The 17,742-nt window shown below is 72.7% G+C and carries 16 protein-coding genes; 14 read left to right on the top strand and 2 right to left on the bottom strand.

Annotation, left to right across the window (positions count from 1 at the left end; all coding sequences use genetic code 11):
- The first annotated feature begins 78 nt into the window (after positions 1–78).
- From dnaK to WIS52_RS17130, 4 genes are all read left to right on the top strand, one after another.
- Positions 79–1,950: a molecular chaperone DnaK gene (gene dnaK, locus WIS52_RS17145; protein WP_349299263.1), complete on the top strand. Its 1,872-nt coding sequence runs from the start codon at positions 79–81 to the stop codon at positions 1,948–1,950.
- 35 nt (positions 1,951–1,985) lie between these two features.
- Positions 1,986–2,666, top strand: a complete 681-nt coding sequence (gene grpE, locus WIS52_RS17140; RefSeq protein WP_349299262.1) for a nucleotide exchange factor GrpE — start codon at positions 1,986–1,988, stop codon at positions 2,664–2,666.
- A gap of 97 nt (positions 2,667–2,763) precedes the next feature.
- Positions 2,764–4,008: a molecular chaperone DnaJ gene (gene dnaJ, locus WIS52_RS17135; protein ID WP_349299261.1), complete on the top strand. Its 1,245-nt coding sequence runs from the start codon at positions 2,764–2,766 to the stop codon at positions 4,006–4,008.
- Between the two features lie 98 nt (positions 4,009–4,106).
- On the top strand, positions 4,107–4,535 hold the full coding sequence (locus tag WIS52_RS17130; RefSeq protein ID WP_349299293.1) for a heat shock protein transcriptional repressor HspR: 429 nt from the start codon (positions 4,107–4,109) through the stop codon (positions 4,533–4,535).
- Between the two features lie 142 nt (positions 4,536–4,677).
- Here the strand turns inward: WIS52_RS17130 and WIS52_RS17125 are convergent, their stop codons facing one another.
- A complete protein-coding gene (locus tag WIS52_RS17125; RefSeq protein ID WP_349299260.1) occupies positions 4,678–5,874 on the bottom strand; it encodes an MDR family MFS transporter in 1,197 nt (398 codons plus the stop codon).
- 253 nt (positions 5,875–6,127) lie between these two features.
- On the opposite strand from WIS52_RS17125, the gene WIS52_RS17120 reads away from it, so the two are divergent.
- Genes WIS52_RS17120 through WIS52_RS17105 form a run of 4 tightly spaced genes read left to right on the top strand, consistent with a single transcriptional unit; the run spans position 6,128 to position 10,323 of the window.
- Positions 6,128–7,666, top strand: a complete 1,539-nt coding sequence (locus WIS52_RS17120) for an ABC transporter substrate-binding protein (RefSeq protein WP_349299259.1) — start codon at positions 6,128–6,130, stop codon at positions 7,664–7,666.
- On the top strand, positions 7,663–8,604 hold the full coding sequence (locus WIS52_RS17115) for an ABC transporter permease (RefSeq protein ID WP_349299258.1): 942 nt from the start codon (positions 7,663–7,665) through the stop codon (positions 8,602–8,604). The genes WIS52_RS17120 and WIS52_RS17115 overlap by 4 nt, the downstream gene beginning before the upstream one ends.
- Positions 8,601–9,455, top strand: coding sequence for an ABC transporter permease (locus tag WIS52_RS17110; RefSeq protein ID WP_349299257.1), 855 nt, complete (start codon positions 8,601–8,603; stop codon positions 9,453–9,455). The genes WIS52_RS17115 and WIS52_RS17110 overlap by 4 nt, the downstream gene beginning before the upstream one ends.
- A 52-nt stretch (positions 9,456–9,507) precedes the next feature.
- The gene (locus WIS52_RS17105) at positions 9,508–10,323 is read left to right on the top strand and encodes a TauD/TfdA family dioxygenase (RefSeq protein WP_349299256.1); all 816 of its coding nucleotides are present in this window, start codon (positions 9,508–9,510) and stop codon (positions 10,321–10,323) included.
- 52 nt (positions 10,324–10,375) lie between these two features.
- Here the strand turns inward: WIS52_RS17105 and WIS52_RS17100 are convergent, their stop codons facing one another.
- Positions 10,376–11,548 (bottom strand): globin domain-containing protein, encoded by a 1,173-nt coding sequence (locus WIS52_RS17100; protein ID WP_349299255.1) that lies wholly within the window; start codon positions 11,546–11,548, stop codon positions 10,376–10,378.
- Between the two features lie 315 nt (positions 11,549–11,863).
- Here WIS52_RS17100 and WIS52_RS17095 point away from each other — a divergent pair, with 315 nt between their 5' ends.
- From WIS52_RS17095 to WIS52_RS17070, 6 genes are all read left to right on the top strand, one after another.
- Positions 11,864–12,643: a pyridoxamine 5'-phosphate oxidase family protein gene (locus WIS52_RS17095; RefSeq protein ID WP_349299254.1), complete on the top strand. Its 780-nt coding sequence runs from the start codon at positions 11,864–11,866 to the stop codon at positions 12,641–12,643.
- 268 nt (positions 12,644–12,911) lie between these two features.
- Positions 12,912–13,229 carry a hypothetical protein gene (locus WIS52_RS17090; RefSeq protein WP_349299253.1) on the top strand — a complete coding sequence of 106 codons (318 nt, stop codon included), beginning with the start codon at positions 12,912–12,914 and terminating at the stop codon, positions 13,227–13,229.
- Between the two features lie 227 nt (positions 13,230–13,456).
- Positions 13,457–16,087: an ATP-dependent chaperone ClpB gene (gene clpB / locus WIS52_RS17085; protein WP_349299252.1), complete on the top strand. Its 2,631-nt coding sequence runs from the start codon at positions 13,457–13,459 to the stop codon at positions 16,085–16,087.
- A gap of 50 nt (positions 16,088–16,137) precedes the next feature.
- The gene (locus tag WIS52_RS17080) at positions 16,138–16,473 is read left to right on the top strand and encodes a YbaB/EbfC family nucleoid-associated protein (RefSeq protein WP_349299251.1); all 336 of its coding nucleotides are present in this window, start codon (positions 16,138–16,140) and stop codon (positions 16,471–16,473) included.
- Positions 16,467–16,820, top strand: coding sequence for a hypothetical protein (locus tag WIS52_RS17075; protein ID WP_349299250.1), 354 nt, complete (start codon positions 16,467–16,469; stop codon positions 16,818–16,820). Before WIS52_RS17080 ends, WIS52_RS17075 begins: the two co-directional genes overlap by 7 nt.
- Positions 16,817–17,686 (top strand): WXG100 family type VII secretion target, encoded by an 870-nt coding sequence (locus tag WIS52_RS17070; RefSeq protein WP_349299249.1) that lies wholly within the window; start codon positions 16,817–16,819, stop codon positions 17,684–17,686. Before WIS52_RS17075 ends, WIS52_RS17070 begins: the two co-directional genes overlap by 4 nt.
- Positions 17,687–17,742 lie beyond the last annotated feature (56 nt).

Genomic DNA, 17,742 nt, shown 5'->3' with positions numbered 1-17,742 from the left:
CACGTCGCTCCCCGGCCTGGTACAACCTGAGCGGAAGGCACTCAACATCAACACGAACATCAATCGGAGGCAGTCACCATGGCTCGTACGGTCGGTATCGACCTCGGGACCACCAACTCCGTCGTTGCCGTCCTCGAGGGTGGCGAGCCGACGGTCATTGCGAACTCGGAGGGTGCCCGCACCACTCCGTCCGTCGTCGCGTTCGCCCGCAACGGCGAGGTTCTCACCGGTCAGTCCGCGAAGAACCAGGCCGTCACGAACTCCGACCGCACCTTCCGCTCGGTGAAGCGCCACATCGGCTCCGACTGGAAGACCCCGGAGATCGACGGCAAGACCTACGCGGCGCAGGAGATCAGCGCCCGCGTCCTGCAGAAGCTGAAGCGGGACGCCGAGGCCTACCTGGGCGACGAGGTCACCGACGCGGTGATCACCGTCCCGGCGTACTTCGAGGACGCGCAGCGCCAGGCGACCAAGGAGGCCGGCCAGATCGCCGGCCTGAACGTGCTCCGCATCGTCAACGAGCCCACCGCGGCCGCGCTGGCCTACGGCCTCGACAAGGGCGAGAAGGAGCAGACCATCCTGGTCTTCGACCTGGGTGGCGGCACGTTCGACGTCTCGCTGCTGGAGATCGCCGAGGGCGTCGTCGAGGTCAAGGCGACCAACGGCGACAACCACCTCGGTGGCGACGACTGGGACGAGCGGATCGTGACCTGGCTCGTCGACAAGTTCAAGAGCTCGCAGGGCATCGACCTGACCAAGGACAAGATGGCGATGCAGCGGCTCCGCGAGGCCGCGGAGAAGGCGAAGATCGAGCTCTCCAGCTCGTCCTCGACCAGCATCAACCTGCCCTACATCACGGTCGACGGCGACAAGAACCCGCTGTTCCTCGACGAGACGCTGTCCCGCGCGGAGTTCCAGCGGATCACCCAGGACCTCCTGGACCGCACCCGCAACCCGTTCAACCAGGTCATCAAGGACGCCGGCATCTCGGTGAACCAGATCGACCACGTCGTGCTCGTCGGTGGCTCCACCCGGATGCCCGCCGTCACCGAGCTCGTCAAGGAGTTGACCGGCGGCAAGGAGCCGAACAAGGGCGTCAACCCGGACGAGGTCGTCGCCGCCGGCGCCGCCCTGCAGGCCGGTGTGCTGCGCGGTGAGGTCAAGGACGTCCTGCTGCTGGACGTCACCCCGCTGTCCCTCGGTATCGAGACCAAGGGCGGCGTCATGACCAAGCTGATCGAGAAGAACACCACGATCCCGACCAAGCGCTCGGAGATCTTCTCCACCGCGGACGACAACCAGCCGTCGGTGCAGATCCAGGTCTTCCAGGGTGAGCGCGAGATCGCCGCCTACAACAAGAAGCTCGGCATGTTCGAGCTGACCGGCATCGCGCCGGCCCCGCGCGGCGTCCCGCAGATCGAGGTGTCCTTCGACATCGACGCCAACGGCATCGTCAACGTGTCCGCCAAGGACATGGGCACCGGCAAGAGCCAGGAGATGACGATCACCGGCGGCTCGGCGCTGTCCAAGGACGACATCGACCGGATGGTGCAGGAGGCCGAGGCTCACGCCGAGGAGGACGCGAAGCGCCGCGAGGAGGCCGAGACCCGCAACCAGGCGGAGACGCTCGTCTACCAGACGGAGAAGTTCGTCAAGGAGAACGACGAGAAGCTCCCGTCCGACGTCAAGGACTCCGTGAACGCCGCGCTGGGTGAGACCCAGGAGGCGCTCAAGGGCACCGACCACGAGGCGCTCAAGTCCTCGATGGAGAAGCTGGCGACCGAGTCCCAGAAGATGGGCTCCGCGCTCTACTCCCAGCCGGGCGCCGACGGTGCCGCGGGTGCGGCGGGTGCCGGGGCGGCCGGCGCTGCCGGTGAGCAGCAGTCCGCCGAGGACGACGTGGTCGACGCCGAGATCGTGGACGACGAGAAGGACAAGGACGACAAGTGACGGCCGACGGCCATCCAGGAGACGGGACGGTCGACATGGCAGACGAGAACTCCCAGGACGAGCCGGTGACCTTCCGGGACCGCCGCAAGGTGGACCCGGAGACCGGTGAGGTCCGGACCGGCGAGGAGACCATCACGTTCGGGGACGCCGGTGAGGCGGCCCCGGACGGTCCCGCCGACCCGGTCGCGGGCCCGGCGGACGGCGTCGACCCGGAGGTCGAGAAGCTGACCGCCGAGATCGCCGAGCGGACCGCGGACCTGCAGCGGGTCAGTGCCGAGTACGCCAACTACCGGCGGCGGGCGGACCGCGACCGGGAGCAGACTCAGCTCTCGGCGAAGGTCTCGTTCGTCAGTGACCTGCTCACGGTGCTGGACGACTTCGAGCGGGCCGAGCAGCACGGCGACCTGACGGGCGCGTTCAAGTCGGCGGCCGACAAGGTCACCGGTGTCGTCACCAGGCTCGGTCTCGAGGCCTTCGGTGCCGAGGGCGAGCCGTTCGACCCGCAGCTGCACGAGGCGGTCCAGCACGAGCCCGCCGAGGGCTCCGGCCCGACGGTGACCGTGCTGTCCGCCGTGCTGCGCCGCGGGTACCGCATCTCCGACCGGGTGCTCCGGCCGGCGATGGTGACGGTGCAGGACCGCCCGGCCGACGAGGTGCCGGCCGAGGCCGCGGACCGTGCGGCCCAGGACGGCGGCGAGCAGGCCGGACCGGCCTGACCCGGACCGGAACGGAACAACGGGACGTGCACGTGCGGTGCGGCGGGACGCGGGAACGCACCCGCCGCACCGCGCACGTCGACGGGAAGGAGGCGGAGTGACCCAGCGCGACTGGATCGAGAAGGACTACTACCGCGAGCTGGGCGTCTCCTCGACGGCGTCCCAGGACGAGATCAAGAAGGCGTACCGCAAGCTCGCCCGCGAGCTGCACCCCGACGCCAACCCGGGTGACGAGAAGGCGGAGGCCCGCTTCAAGTCGGTGTCCGAGGCCTACGGCGTGCTCGGGGACGAGGCCAAGCGCAAGGAGTACGACGACACCCGCTCGATGTTCAGCGGTGGCGGCGGCTTCGGTGGCTACGGCACCGGTAGCGGCTTCCCGGGCGGCGGCGGGTTCCCCGGCGGCGGCACCGCGGGCGGCTCCGGCGGCTTCGACATCAACGACCTGTTCGGACAGGCCGGACGCGGCGGCGGTGCGGGCGGTGGCGACTTCAGCGACATCCTGGGCGACATCTTCGGCCGTACGGCCCGCAACCGCGGCGGCGCCGGTGGCGCGGGCGGCTTCGGGACGGCCGGTGCCCAGCGGGGCGCCGACGTCGAGAGCAGCCTGACCATCTCCTTCGACGACGCGGTCCGCGGCGCCACCATGCCGATCACACTGACGTCGCCGGGCCGCTGCGAACGCTGCGGCGGCACCGGGTCCCGGCCGGGCAGCACACCCCGGACCTGCCCCACCTGCTCCGGGCAGGGTCTCGTCAACCGCAGCCAGGGCGCGTTCTCGTTCTCCGAGCCGTGCCGCGACTGCCGCGGTTCCGGCCGGATCATCGACGACCCGTGCCCCGAGTGCGGCGGCAACGGCATCTCCGACCGGACCAGGTCGCTGACCGTCCGGGTGCCGGCCGGAGTGGACGACGGCCAGAAGGTCCGGCTCGCCGGCCAGGGCGAGCCCGGACGTGGCGGGGCACCCGCCGGTGATCTCTACGTCACCGTGCACGTCACGCCGCACCGGGTGCTGGGGCGGTCCAAGAAGAACAGCGACGACCTGACCGTCACGGTCCCGGTGACCTTCCCCGAACTCGCGCTGGGTGCGACGCTGACCGTGCCCACGTTGGACGGCACCGTCTCGCTGAAGCTCCCCCCGGGGAGTTCCAGCGGCCGGACGCTGCGGGCGCGCGGGCGCGGGGTCGAGCGGAAGAACGGCAAGAAGGGCGATCTGCTCGTCACCGTCGAGCTGGCCGTGCCGCAGAAGCTGGACACCGCGGCCAGCGAGGCGTTGCAGGCCTACGCCGAGGCGACCAAGGACGTCGATCCGCGGGCCGACCTGCTGGGTCGGGCCAGGAGGTGAGTGCGGTGGCCGGATCCGGACGACCGACCGGGAACGGCCCGCGGCCCGAGGGGCCTGCGGGTGCCCGGCCGTCCGACACTCCGATCGACGTCGGGAACATGGATCCCGGCCTGCCCGACGGCACCGCACAGGACCAGCCCGTGTTCGTCATCTCCATCGCGGCGCAGCTGTCCGGACTGCACGCGCAGACCCTGCGCAGCTACGACCGGCTCGGGCTGGTCAGCCCGGGCCGGGCGGCCGGCGGTGGACGCCGGTACTCGGCCCGGGACATCGCGCTGCTGCGCGAGGTCCAGCGACTCTCCCAGGACGAGGGGGTCAACCTCGCCGGGGTGAAGCGGATCATCGAGCTGGAACAGCTGGTCGACGACCTGCGGGCCCAGCTCGAGGAGACGGCCGCCGAGCTCGCCGCGGTCCGGGCGGCCGCCGCCCAGGCGACCGCGGCCGTCCACCGCTCCTACCGTCGCGACCTGGTTCCGGTCGACCGGCGCCAGGCCGTCGTCCGCTGGCGCCCCACCGACCCCCGCTGAGCGGCCCGACCCCCACGGCGTCCCCGCAGCGATCCCTGCGGCCGACCGCTGCCGCGACCGGTCACCGGCTGCCGCACCCTCCGCAGAGGTCGCGCCGACCGGCGACGGGTCGCGGCAACCGGCCGGGACCGGCGGCAGACGGTCAGGCGGTCGTCGTCAGCACGCCGCGTCGGGCGAGGGTGCCCAGCACCAGTGCGCCCACGAGCGGGATCGCCGCGAGCACCAGGAACGGAACCGCCGGAGGGAAGGCCGGGTCGAGCAGCGCACCCACCCCGATCGACCCGATCAGCACCATCAGCCCGCCGAACGAGGCGAGCACGCCGAAGTGCGCCCCCAGCCGTCGTTCCCCGGCCAGCCGCGGCACCAGGTCCTGCGCGACCGGCACCGCGAACATCTCCCCGAAGGTCAGCAGCAGCACCATCGCCACCGCGGGCGCCAGCGCCCACCACCCCGGCAGGTCCGGCAGCAGCAACCGGGCGGCCGCGACCACCGCGAACGACGCGGCCATCAGGCCGAACCCGAGCACCAGCGACCGTCCGGACCCGATCCGTCGCGACCAGCCGGTCACCCGCAGCTGCAGCGTGATCACCAGGACCGACATCAGCACGAACAGGAACCCGAGCGCCGCCGTCCGGTCCACGCGTTCGAGCTCCGCGGGCAGCGACAGGTAGAGCTGGTTGTAGGAGAGCAGCCAGCCCGAGTAGCCGGCCGCGAAGATCATGAACCGCCGGTTGCCGAGCACCTCGCCCCAGCCCGCCAGGATCGGATGCCCGGCCTGCTCCGCGGGCCGCGCGGGCAGCCACCGCCAGTGCGCGAGCCCGACGAGCACGAACCCGGCCGCCGCGACCAGGCAGGCCAGCTGGAAGTCCACCAGCAGCAGCGCCGTGCCGATCACCGGGCCGGTGACCGTCCCGACCTGGCCGGCTACGGCGAACATCCCGAACACCTCGGTCCGCGCGGGCCCCTCCCCGGAGCGCTCGCGCGCCCCGGCCTCGCGGGCCAGCGACGACTCCACCGCCGGCGAGAACAGCGCCGCGGCGAACCCGGTCAGCAACGCGCCCCCGATCACCGCCGGCAGCGTCCCAGCGGCGCCGAGCAGCAGGAACCCGACCACCCGCAGGGCACAGCCGGCGAGCACGACCGGCTTCGCCCCGAACCGGTCGGTCAGGGCGCCCCCCACCACGAACAGGCCCTGCTGGCTGAACGTGCGCAGGCCGAGCACCAGCCCGACCGCCGCGGCCGCCAGCCCGAGGTCCTCGGCCAGGTGCGTCGCCAGGTACGGCAGCACCATGTAGAAGCCGACGTTGAACGCGAGCTGGGTCGAGACCAGCAGCTTCATGACCGGCGGTAACGCGGAGAAGCGCGACCACCGGGTCGTCGGGGCCCCGGTGGGGCACGGATCCGGGGCCGACGGTCGGCGGAGCCTGGGGAGCACCGTGCAGTGTTACCAGCAGGCGCGGCTCAACCGCCAATCGATGGCAATTGGCATATATGCGTGAACACGCACAAGCTTGACCGTCTGCTCATCCTTTCCGAGGATCTTCCGGGCGCCGGACGACACCCGGTCGGGGCGCCGGAGAGGACCGCGACGCATGCCCGCCGCACCCGCCCGTTCCCGGCTCCGCAGCACCGCCGCGCTCGCGCTGACCGCCGTCGTCCTGACCGCCTGCGGCGGAGCGGGCGGCGGCACGGGCGAGGTCGTCCCGGACGCGCGCATGGTGGTCGCCGTCGCGTTCGGCCCGGACGCCGGCTACGCGATCGACACCGACGACGCGTTCGCCGTCTCCCAGCTCGGCGTCACCGAGTCCCTGGTCGCGTCCGGTCCGGACGGCGAGGCGCGTCCGCTGCTGGCCACGTCGTGGGAGCAGACCGACCCGCGGACCTGGCGGTTCGAGCTGCGGGAGGGGGTCACGTTCCAGAACGGCGAGCCGCTCACCGGCGAGGCCGTCGCCGGCGCGCTGAACTGGCTGGCCGGCGTCGAGGCCCCACCCCGCCCGGTCCGGGGCATCGGGCTGGAGGCCACCGCGGACGGCGAGACCGCCGTCCGGGTCACGACGACCGGCCCGGACCCGATCCTGCCGCTGCGGCTGAGCAGCGCGAACACCGCGATCCTGGCGCCCGCCGCGTACGAGGCCACCCCGCCGTCGGTCCAGGGCACCGGAACCGGGCCGATGACGATCACCGAGGTGAACGGCACCCAGTCGGCCACCGTCGACCGCAACGAGACCTACTGGGGCGAACGCCCGCAGCTCGCCGGGCTGACCGCGAACTTCGTGCCCGATCCGGCCGCCCGCGCGCTCGCGCTGCGCGCCGGGGACGTCGACATCGCCCAGGAGCTCCCCGAGTCCGCGGCGCTGGAGTTCACCGGTGGCGAGTACACGAACGAGACCGTCGCCGCACCGCGCACCGCGTCGCTGCTGCTCAACCAGTCCCGCGCGCCGTTCGACGACATCCGGGTCCGGCAGGCCGTCGCCACCGCCATCGACCGGACCGCGCTGGGCGAGCAGGCACTGGCCGGTTCCGCGGTGCCGGCCTCCGAGCTGTTCGGCCCCGCGGTGGCGTGGGGATCGCAGGACCCGGCGCCGCCGGCCGACCCGGCCCGGGCCCGTGAGCTCCTCGCCGAGGCCGGGTTCGACGCCGGCAACCCGCTGCGCGTCACCCTCGGCACCTACGCCACCCGCGCCGAGCTGCCGACCCTGGCCACCGCCGTGCAGGAGATGCTGCGCGAGGCCGGGATCTCCGCGACCCTGCAGGTCGGCGACTACGAGGCGCGCGAGCCGGCCCTGCTCGACGGCGACTACGACATGTACCTGCTCTCCCGCAGCTACCTTCTCGACGTCCCGGACGCCGGCGCCACCCTGACCAGCGACTACACCTGCGACGGCTCGTACAACATCAACCGGTACTGCTCGCCCGAGTTCGACGCGCTGCTCGAACCACTGGCGGACGAGGCCGACCCGCAGGCCCGGCAGGAGGTCTTCCGGCAGGCGTCGGAGCGGTTGAACGCCGACGCCGTCGGCGTCCCGCTGGTGCACACCCAGGCCGGCGGCGTGGGCCGGAACGTGACCGGCTACGCGGTCGACCCGCTGGCGAAGACCCTGGTGACCCCGGAACTGGCGAAGACGGAGTGACGACGCTCCTGGTCCGGCGCCTGCTGGCGCTGCCCCTGGTGATCGCGCTCGCCGCGGTGTTCGTCTTCGCGCTGCCCCGCATCTCGGGCCGGGACACCGAGCTCGCCGTGCTGCGCAGCCGGACCGCCGAGTCCGATCCGGACCCCGAGGTGCTCGCGGCGATCCGCACGCAGTTCGGGCTGGACGGGACGGCTGTCGAGCAGTTCGTGGCGTGGGCCGGGCACGCACTCACCGGCGACCTGGGGATCTCCTACGTCAGTCGCACCCCCGTCACCGGCCTGCTCCTGCCCGCGCTGGGCACCTCGCTGCTGCTCGCCGTCGCCGCGCTGGCGGTGGCCGGGCTGGCCGGGATCCCGCTCGGTGTCCGGGCCGCCCGCCGTCCGGGGGGACGACTGGACCGGTTCCTGACCGCCGGGTCGGTGCTCGGTGTCGCGGTGCCGGAGTTCGTGCTCGGCACCGTGCTGGTGCTGACGTTCGCGGTGTACCTGCCGCTGCTGCCCGCGACCGGGTGGGGCACGCCCGCCCAGGCCGTCCTGCCGGTGCTGACGCTGGCGGCGTTCCCGGCCGCGCTGGCCGCGCAGCTCGTCCGGGCCGAGACCGTCGACGCGCTGGGGCGCCCGCACGTCGCGGTCGCCCGGGCGAAGGGCCTGGCCGACTCCGTCGTGCTGTGGCGGCACGGTGGCCGGCTGGCCCTGACCTCGGTGACGTCGCTGTCCGGGCTGTTCCTGGGCGGCCTGCTCGGCGGCGCGGTCGTGGTCGAGGTGCTGTTCGCCGTCCCCGGTCTGGGGCGGCTGCTCTACGACGCCGTCCTCGGCCAGGACCTGCCCGTCGTCCAGGCCGGACTGCTCGCGATCGTCGTCGTCGCGGCGCTGGCCGGCATCGTCGCGGAACTGGTCGCGCTCGCCCTCGACCCGGTGGCCCGGAGCGGAGCCCGATGACCGCCGCGACACCGTCCATCCCGGCCGCAGGGTGGGCGTCCCGTCTGCGGCGCCCGGCCCGGGCCGGCGCGGTGCTGCTCGTCGGCGTCCTGGTGGTGGTCGCGCTGCTGCCGCTGGACCCGACCACGACGGACCTCGGACAGCGGTTCGCGGGGCCGTCGGCCGAGCACCCGCTGGGTACCGACCACCTCGGACGCGACATGCTCGCCCGGCTCGCCGTCGCCGCCCGGATCTCGGTCGGGTTCACCCTGGTCGCGCTGGCGCTGTGCGCCGCGATCGGCACGCTGCTGGGGACGCTCGGCGGCTGGGTGGGCGGCGCACTCGGCCAGTCGATCCAACGGCTGGTCGACGTCCTGGTGGCGGTGCCCGCCGTGCTCGTCGGCCTGGTCGTGATCGCGGCGTCCGAGGACGGAGCACCCGGGCCCGGACCGCTGCTGATCGCGATCGTCGCGGTCGGGTGGACGCCGTTCGCCCGGCTCACCCACCAGCTCGTCGCCCGGGAGAGGTCCCGGGACTACGTCATGGGCGCGACGGCGATCGGCGCGGGTCCGCTGCGGATCGCGACCCGGCACGTGCTGCCGAACCTGACCCGGCCGCTGCTGTCGCACCTGTGCCTGCGGTTCGCCAACACCCTGCTCACCGTGGCCGGGCTGTCGTTCCTCGGCCTCGGGCCGCAGCCGCCGACCCCGGAGTGGGGCGCCATGCTCGCCGAGAGCCGGCAGTTCCTGTTCGTCGCGCCCCAGCTGGCGCTGCTCCCCGGCCTGGCCGTGGTCGGGACCGCCCTGCTCGTCACGCTGCTCGGGCGCGCGCTCGAACGGCGGTGGGCGACCGGTCCGACCGGGCAGTTCTGAGAACGGATAGTTCCTGCCACACTTGTGCGAAAGCACGAGCAAGGAGGCGTACGTGGCGAAGACCGGTGTGGACGGACGGCGGCAGGGCGAGTCCCGGCCCGAGCTGAAGGACCTCGTGGACGGGACCGGCGTCGAGCCCCGCAGCGCGTCGCTCGCCGACGCCCGCGGGGTGCTGGCCGAGGACGGCGTCGTGCGGGTGCCGGGGGTCGGGACCGATCCGGAGGCACTGGTCGTCGCGGCGGCGACGGCGCTCGGCGGCCGGCTGCGGGAGCTGTTCGGCATCCGGCCGCAGGGCGGCACCGACTCGCCCGCGCTCGGCCTGCACAACGACGGCGCGTACCTCGAGGCCGACGTGCACGGCCGCACCGTGCGGCTGCGCGACCCGGACGAGGACTACCTGCTGATGCACTGCTCGGTGCCGGCGCCCTCCGGCGGGGACTCGGTGCTCGTCGACGGCTACGCACTCGTCGACCGGCTGGCCACCGACCACCCCGACCTGCACGGGTTCCTGACCCGGTGCGACGTCGACTTCTTCGGCAGCCGCACGAGCCTGCCCCGCGGGGTGCCGGCGACCCCGCTGCTACGGCGGATGGTCGAGCACACCCGCGGTGGCCGCCGGGCGGTGCGGGCCAGCGACTACGCGCTCCCCGTCCCCCGCGAACCGCAGTTCGACGAGCACCTGGCACGGATCGAGGAGTACGCCGACCTGCTCGCGACGGCCTTCGAGGTGGCGCCGCGGTTCCGGCTGGACGCCGGGGACCTGCTGATCCTCGACAACTACCGGTTCCTGCACGGCCGGGACGCCTTCACCGGCTCGCGCGCGCTGCACGTGCTGTCGGTGCGCACCACCGAGGCCTTCGGCCTGTGAGTACTTTTCGGGGTCAGGGCCCCGAAAAGTACTCACAGGCGGCGGAGCCGCCTCAGTCCATCGTGAACGGGTCGTAGGTGATCCGGTCCAGCGGCGTCCCGGCGACCAGCATCCGGGACACGGTGGACCGGATCATGGCCGGCGAGCCGCAGACCAGGACGTCGTGGTCGCTCCACGCGCCGAACCGGGTCACGACGTCGGCCAGGGTGCCGGTCTCGGCGCCGGAGGGGTCGTCCTCGTACTCGACGACCGGGATCACGTCGAGCCACGGGAAGTTGTAGGAGAGCTTCCGCAGCGACGTGAAGTCGTAGAGGTCCTCCCACGTGCGGCCGCCGACGAACACCTGGGTGCGCGGCGGGCGCGGCCGCCGGCTCACCTCGTCGAGCAGCGCCTTCATCGGGGCGACGCCGGTGCCACCGGCCACCATCAGCAGCTCGCGCTCGCTGTGCTGCGGGACGGCCATCCGGCCCATCGGCGGGCCGATCCGCCAGGTCTCGCCGATCCGGCTGTGCGCGACGATGGCCCGGCTGACCCAGCCGTTGTCCACCGCGCGGACGTGGAACTCGATGGTGCCGTCCCGGCGCGGGGCGTTGGCCGGGGAGAGGTAGCGCCACAGCCGCGGACGGTGCGGCGTCTCCACCGAGACGTACTGACCCGCCTGGTAGGGCACGGGCTGGCTGGCCGCGACCGTCACGACGGCGAGGTCCCAGCCGATCCGGCGGTGGTCGACGACCCGGCCCATCCAGGACGCGGGGCCGCGCTCGGCGGCGGCGGCCTGCTGCATGGCGTCCGCGACGATGCCGTACGCGCCGGTCCAGGCCTTCTCGATCTCGGGGGTCCAGGCGTTGCCGGCGTAGGACGAGATCGCGGACAGCAGGGCCTCGCCGACGGCGTCGTAGTGCTGGGACAGCACCCCGAACTTGCGGTGGTCACGCCCGAGCTGCTGCAGGAACGGCACGAGATCGTCGGGCTGGTCGACCATCTGTACGACGTGGACCAGGGCGCGCAGCAGGCGGCTGCGCTGCACCTCCATGTTCACCGGGAACAGGTCGCGCGTCTCGGGCGCGCGGCTGAACAAGGTGGCGTAGAAGTGCTTACCGAGCTCCTCGGCCATGGGCTCGACCAGCGCGAAGCTGGTCCGGATGAGCTCGACTGTCCGGTCCGCCTCGGTGGCGGGGCGCCGCGGCGGGGCGACGTCGCCGGCGATCAGCTGGTCAGCAGTCATGCCTGGCGGACACTCTCCTCGGTCGTGCTCCGTGCCGCGGTGACGCCGGGCGCCGACGCCCGCGTCCCGCCGGTTAGGGTACTTGAGCGACTCCGTTCGCCGTAATGACTCATCGCAATCAGCCCACTCCGTGCGGGTGAGGCGATCGGTGCGTTCACGGGTCATCCGTTCGGGGACGGTGGTCACTCGGCCTGGCGTGGGTAGCGCCGCGGTCAGGATAGCGCCCGCGGCGGGGAATGCCGACGTGGCGGGCGGGTGGCGCGCTGACCGGTGATCGTTTGGTCCTCAACGGACTCCGATGGCACGGTTACGGACGTGCCGCAGCGACCCCCCGCCCCGGTGATCCCTGCTCGGGACCACGCCGCGACCCTTCCCGACACCGTCCCGCCCGGTGCGGACGTTCGCGCGGACCGGCCCGGCTCCACAGGGGAGCACGCCCTGCAGGCGGAGCTCGACAGCAAGGCCCGCGCGGACCGTTTCTACGACGACCAGCTGCGTGACCGGCTGCTGCCGCGGATGGTCGAGTTCATCGGGCGGATGGAGATGGCCTTCATCGCCACCGCCGACGCGCACGGCGAGTGCGACAACTCGCTGCGCGCGGGGCCGCCCGGTTTCCTGCTGGTGCTCGACGAGTTCACGCTCGCCTACCCCGAGTACCGCGGCAACGGGGTCTACGCCAGCCTCGGCAACCTCGTCGAGAACCCGCACATCGGACTGTTGATGGTGGACTTCGTCGACTCGCTGATCGGCCTGCACGTCAACGGCCGGGCCCGGGTCATGGACGACGACGCCTTCCACGCCTCCTATCCCGACCGCGGCCGGGACTCACTCGCCGGTCGCCGCGCGGAGCGCTGGGTGGTGGTCACGGTCGAGGAGGCCTACATCCACTGCCGCAAGCACATCCCGCGGATGGAGCGGGTGACACAGCGGCGGGCGTGGGGCACCGACGATCCGGCGCGCAAGGGCGGCGACTTCTTCGGCGCGAAGGGCACGCCGGCACGCGTTCCGCGGCCGCCGAGGCGACGATTTCCGAGCACGACGCACCTCGGCACGGGCTCGGCGAAGTCGTTGCGCCGCCGTCCGACACACCGCTGAACAGATCATTCCCACCGAGCGGGTCGATCATGCCGGTCGCCGGCTCGACGACGGTCGCTGGACCGGCTGAACACGGTGAAACGATGCCGTTTTCGACACTGTCAGTGACTAGCCTGATCAGGTGACGCAAAACGCGTGACCTGCCAAGATCACCCTCGTTGACCCCCACAGATCGCCACTGAACGAGCACGCTCGGTCATGACGATCGGACGACCCGGATCCTCGTGAACCGGAACGTCTCCCAAGGAATCTACGAGGAGGAAATCCAATGCTGTCGAACAAGAAGAAGGTCGGTCTGGTCTCGCTCGCGGTTGCCGGTGCGCTGGCCGCTGCGGCTCCGATGGCGCTGGCCGGCGACGGGCACGACCGTGACCGCGGCCCCCGCGGCGAGGTCGACGCCCGCACCTGCGCGTTCGTGAGCGGCGACCAGGCCACCAGTGGCGAGAACGGCGCCTCCCTGGCGAACGTCCTGGCCCAGGCCCCGATCACCGGGAACGTCGGCAACATCGGCAACTGCTCCGACTTCCTGAACGACAACCTGAGCCGCAACAGCATCCTCTCCCCCGGCTCGGGCGACGTGCAGTGATCTAGCACTTCGGTCCGACGGCCCGGATTCCGCTGCTCCCGCGGGGTCCGGGCCGTCGGCGTCTCCGCACGATTCCCGCGATTGAGTGGAACAGACTCAACTTTCCTGCCGTTGAAGGTGTCGACCGCAGTACGTGTCGACGGAGCGCGGCCCGGGCAGACTGGTGCCCGCGGGCCGGGCGCTCTCCAGACCACCGCGACAGCGAAGAACCGGGAGGAACGCGGAGCATGGACTCCTTCAACCCCACCACCCGTACCCAGCAGGCCGTCTCCGCCGCCGTCCAGGCCGCGACGCTGGCCGGCAACCCGGACGTGGGCCCGACCCACCTGCTCGGTGCGCTGCTCGCCCAGGGCGACGGCATCGCCGCGCCGCTGCTGGCCGCCGTCGGCGCCGACGCCGATGCCGTCCGCAAGGAGCTGACCGCGCTGGGGAACCGGCTGCCGTCGGCCTCGGGTTCCTCGGTGAGCGCGCCCCAGCTGTCCCGCGACGCGCTCGCCGCGATCACCGCCGCCCAGCAGCTCGCCACCGAGATGGGCGACGAGTACGTCTCCACCGAGCACCTGCTCGTCGGGCTCGCGCAGGCCGGCGGGCCGGTCGCCCAGCTCCTGCAGCGGCACGGCGCCACGCCGGACGCGCTGCGCGAGGCGTTCGGCAGGGTCCGCGGCTCGGCCCGGGTGACCAGCCCGGATCCCGAGGGCAGCTACCAGGCGCTGGAGAAGTACGGCCAGGACCTGACCGCGCGCGCCCGCGACGGCGAGCTCGACCCCGTCATCGGACGGGACACCGAGATCCGCCGCGTCGTGCAGGTGCTCTCCCGGCGCACCAAGAACAACCCGGTGCTGATCGGCGAGCCGGGCGTCGGCAAGACCGCGATCGTCGAGGGCCTGGCCCAGCGGATCGTGGCCGGCGACGTGCCGGAGTCGCTGCGCAACAAGCGGGTCGTCGCGCTCGACCTGGGCTCCATGGTGGCCGGGGCGAAGTACCGCGGCGAGTTCGAGGAGCGGCTCAAGGCCGTGCTCGCCGAGATCACCGACTCGGCCGGTCAGGTCATCACCTTCATCGACGAGCTGCACACGATCGTCGGTGCGGGCGCGTCCGGCGAGGGTGCGATGGACGCCGGCAACATGATCAAGCCGATGCTCGCCCGCGGTGAGCTGCGGATGGTCGGCGCCACCACGCTCGACGAGTACCGCCAGCACATCGAGAAGGACCCGGCCCTGGAGCGCCGATTTCAGCAGGTGCTGGTCGGCGAGCCGAGCGTCGAGGACACCGTCGGCATCCTGCGCGGGCTGAAGGAGCGCTACGAGGTGCACCACGGCGTCCGGATCACCGACGCCGCACTCGTCGCCGCGGCGTCCCTCTCCGACCGCTACATCACCGCCCGGTTCCTCCCGGACAAGGCCATCGACCTGGTCGACGAGGCCGCCTCCCGACTCCGCATGGAGATCGACTCACGACCGGTGGAGATCGACACCGTGGAGCGTGCGGTGCGCCGGCTGGAGATCGAGGAGATGGCGCTGGAGAAGGAGAGCGACCCGGCGTCGGCCGACCGGCTCGTCGCGCTGCGCGCGGAGCTGGCCGAGAAGCGCGAGGAGCTCTCCGCGCTGACCGCGCGCTGGCAGAACGAGAAGGGCGCGATCGAGGCGACCCGCGAGCTCAAGGAGCAGCTCGAGCAGCTGCGTGGCGAGTCCGAGCGGGCCGAGCGCGACGGCGACCTGGGCCGGGCCTCCGAGCTGCGCTACGGGCGCATCCCGCAGCTGGAGAAGGAACTGGCCGAGAAGACCGCCGTCGTGGAGAAGCAGGACGACGTCATGCTCAAGGAGGAGGTCGGCCCGGACGACGTCGCCGACGTCGTGAGCTCCTGGACCGGCGTCCCCGCCGGCCGGATGCTGGAGGGCGAGACCGCCAAGCTGCTGCGCATGGAGGACGAGCTGGCGCAGCGCGTCGTCGGCCAGGCCGAGGCCGTCCGGGTGGTGTCCGACGCGGTCCGCCGCGCCCGCGCCGGGGTCGCCGACGAGAACCGGCCCACCGGCTCGTTCCTGTTCCTCGGCCCGACCGGTGTCGGCAAGACCGAGCTGGCCAAGGCGCTGGCGGAGTTCCTGTTCGACGACGAGCGGGCGATGGTCCGCATCGACATGAGCGAGTACTCCGAGAAGCACTCGGTGGCCCGCCTGGTCGGCGCCCCGCCCGGTTACGTCGGCTACGACCAGGGCGGCCAGCTCACCGAGGCCGTCCGGCGGCGGCCGTACTCGGTGGTGCTGCTCGACGAGGTCGAGAAGGCCCACCCGGACGTCTTCGACACGCTCCTGCAGGTGCTCGACGACGGCCGGCTCACCGACGGCCAGGGCCGCACGGTGGACTTCCGCAACACCATCCTGGTGCTGACGTCCAACCTGGGCAGCCAGGCCATCGCCGACGCCTCGCTCGACGACCGCGGCCGCCGCGACGCGGTGATGGCGATCGTCCGGACGCACTTCAAGCCGGAGTTCCTCAACCGGCTCGACGACATCGTGGTCTTCCACGCGCTGTCCACCGACGAGCTGACCCACATCGTCGACATCGGAGTCGGTGTGCTCGGTCGGCGGCTGGCGAAGCGGCGGCTGACCCTCGAGGTCTCCGACGCCGCCCGCGAGTGGCTGGCGATGAACGGGTTCGACCCGGTCTTCGGCGCCCGCCCGCTGCGCCGGCTGGTGCAGTCCTCGATCGGCGACCAGCTCGCCCGCGAGCTGCTCTCCGGGGCGGTGCGCGAGGGCGACACCGTGCGGGTCGACCTGGACCCGTCGGCGTCCGGTGGGACCGGTGGGCTGGTCGTGGGCCGGGCGTTGTCGGGCGCGGATCCGGTGGCGATCGCGAACTGATCCGTGGACTCGGCCGTGCGCCGGGGCGGCAGGCGTCATCGTCCCGGCGCATGGAGCGACCCACCACCACGGCCCCCACCACCGATGTGGACACCTGGCTGTCCGAGTACCGCGAGCGCGTCGAGCGGATCCGGGTGCGCGCGGAGGAGGCGGGGACCCGGGTCGCCGCCGTCGCCGCGACCGCCGCGACCCGGGACGGCGCCGTCAGCGTCACCGTCGGGTCGTCGGGTGCGCTGGCGGCCCTGACGCTCGGGGCCCGTGCCGAGGACATGCCACGGGCCCGGCTGGCCGAGACGGTCCTGCGCCTGTCCCGGGAGGCCGCAGCGGACGCCGCCGAGCAGGTCGAGGCGATCATGGCGCCGCTGATGTCGGAGCCGGGATGGTGACCGGCGCCGGCGCGTTCCGGGTCGATCCCGACGTCGTCGGGATCCAGTGCGGCGTGCTCGACGACCTCGCCGAGACGGTGTCCGCGCTGGAGCCGTCGCACACCGACCTGGACACCGAGGCGTACGGCATGGCCGGAAGGCTCTTCGCGTCGAGCGCCACCCGGGCCATGCGGTCGGGCGCCTACGGCATCCGGGCGCTGTCCCGGTCGCTCGCGGAACTCTCCTCGGACGCCAAGGATGCGGCCGGCGAGTACCTCCGCGGCGAGCTCGCGACCGTGCAGCTGCTCACCGCGATCGACGTCCCGCGGGGCGACCCGTTCGTCGAGGACCCGGCAGCCCCGCGATGACGGCGCCGCCGGTGGAGACCTCGCCCGCCGGTTCCCCGGATCCCTACGCCGGCGCCGGCGTCCTCTCCTCGATCGACGACGTCTCCACCGCGGTCCGGGAGCAGGACGCCGTCGGTGTCGGGGTCGCCACGGCCGTCGCCGGGCTCGACACCCTCGGCCTGGTCGCGGATCCGGTTCGTGAGCTCAGCAGCGCGGGAGTCGGCTGGGCGATCGAGCACTTCGCATTCCTCCGTGAGCCGCTCGACCAGCTGTGCGGCGACCCCGACCAGATCCTGGCGCGGGCGCGGGACTGGCAGCGCACGTCCCGGGATCTCGGTGCCGCGGCCGACATCCTGGAGGGTGCGATCGCGGTCGCCTCCGCGGGATGGACCGGCGACGCGGGATCGGCCTTCGCGCGGGCCGCGACGGGCGAGCTGGACCGGACCCGGACGCTGTCCGGAACCGCCGCCGAGGTGGCCGACCTGGTGCTGTCGTCGGCGTCGCTGGTCGGCACCGAGCGTGCGATCGTCCGGGACCTCATCGCCGACTTCGTCAGCTGGCTGATCATCAAGCTCTGCGCATGGGGCATCGCCGCCGCGGTGAGCGCCGGTCTCGCCGTACCGGCCGGGCTCTCGGCGCTCCTGCTCGATGCCGCACTGCTCGCCCAGCGGATCGCGCGCCGGATCGACGACGTCGTGTCCCTGCTGGGGCGGGCGAGCGCGGCGGCGGAGAACCTGGAGCGGACGCTGCGCCTGCGTCCCCCGGTGGGCGGCTCGGCGGTCGTCGAGAAGATCGGGACCAGCGCCCGGGACGCCGCCCTGGAGTTCGCGAAGAACGACTCCGACCGCCGCGCCACCGCATCGGAGTGGAACGAGCCGGCCGGCTGAGCGGGCTGCGTACCCGGAAAGGTGCACGTCCGGGCCGTGGCGGAACCGCCCTGCCG

Source organism: Pseudonocardia nematodicida, assembly GCF_040105385.1.
Lineage (GTDB): Bacteria > Actinomycetota > Actinomycetes > Mycobacteriales > Pseudonocardiaceae > Pseudonocardia > Pseudonocardia nematodicida.
The sequence above is the reverse complement of the archived record's forward strand: the minus strand, read 5'-3'. Positions and strand labels throughout refer to the sequence as shown.

Excerpts from the sequence above, each read along its gene's own strand:
- WIS52_RS17080 (WP_349299251.1), top strand. The coding sequence starts at position 16,138 with ATGGAGCGACCCACCACCACGGCCCCCACCACCGATGTGGACACCTGG.
- WIS52_RS17120 (WP_349299259.1), top strand. The coding sequence starts at position 6,128 with ATGCCCGCCGCACCCGCCCGTTCCCGGCTCCGCAGCACCGCCGCGCTC.
- WIS52_RS17070 (WP_349299249.1), top strand. The coding sequence starts at position 16,817 with ATGACGGCGCCGCCGGTGGAGACCTCGCCCGCCGGTTCCCCGGATCCC.
- WIS52_RS17110 (WP_349299257.1), top strand. The coding sequence starts at position 8,601 with ATGACCGCCGCGACACCGTCCATCCCGGCCGCAGGGTGGGCGTCCCGT.
- WIS52_RS17130 (WP_349299293.1), top strand. The coding sequence starts at position 4,107 with ATGGATCCCGGCCTGCCCGACGGCACCGCACAGGACCAGCCCGTGTTC.
- WIS52_RS17100 (WP_349299255.1), bottom strand. The coding sequence starts at position 11,548 with ATGACTGCTGACCAGCTGATCGCCGGCGACGTCGCCCCGCCGCGGCGC.
- clpB (WP_349299252.1), top strand. The coding sequence starts at position 13,457 with ATGGACTCCTTCAACCCCACCACCCGTACCCAGCAGGCCGTCTCCGCC.
- WIS52_RS17090 (WP_349299253.1), top strand. The coding sequence starts at position 12,912 with ATGCTGTCGAACAAGAAGAAGGTCGGTCTGGTCTCGCTCGCGGTTGCC.
- grpE (WP_349299262.1), top strand. The coding sequence starts at position 1,986 with ATGGCAGACGAGAACTCCCAGGACGAGCCGGTGACCTTCCGGGACCGC.
- dnaK (WP_349299263.1), top strand. The coding sequence starts at position 79 with ATGGCTCGTACGGTCGGTATCGACCTCGGGACCACCAACTCCGTCGTT.
- WIS52_RS17125 (WP_349299260.1), bottom strand. The coding sequence starts at position 5,874 with ATGAAGCTGCTGGTCTCGACCCAGCTCGCGTTCAACGTCGGCTTCTAC.
- WIS52_RS17075 (WP_349299250.1), top strand. The coding sequence starts at position 16,467 with ATGGTGACCGGCGCCGGCGCGTTCCGGGTCGATCCCGACGTCGTCGGG.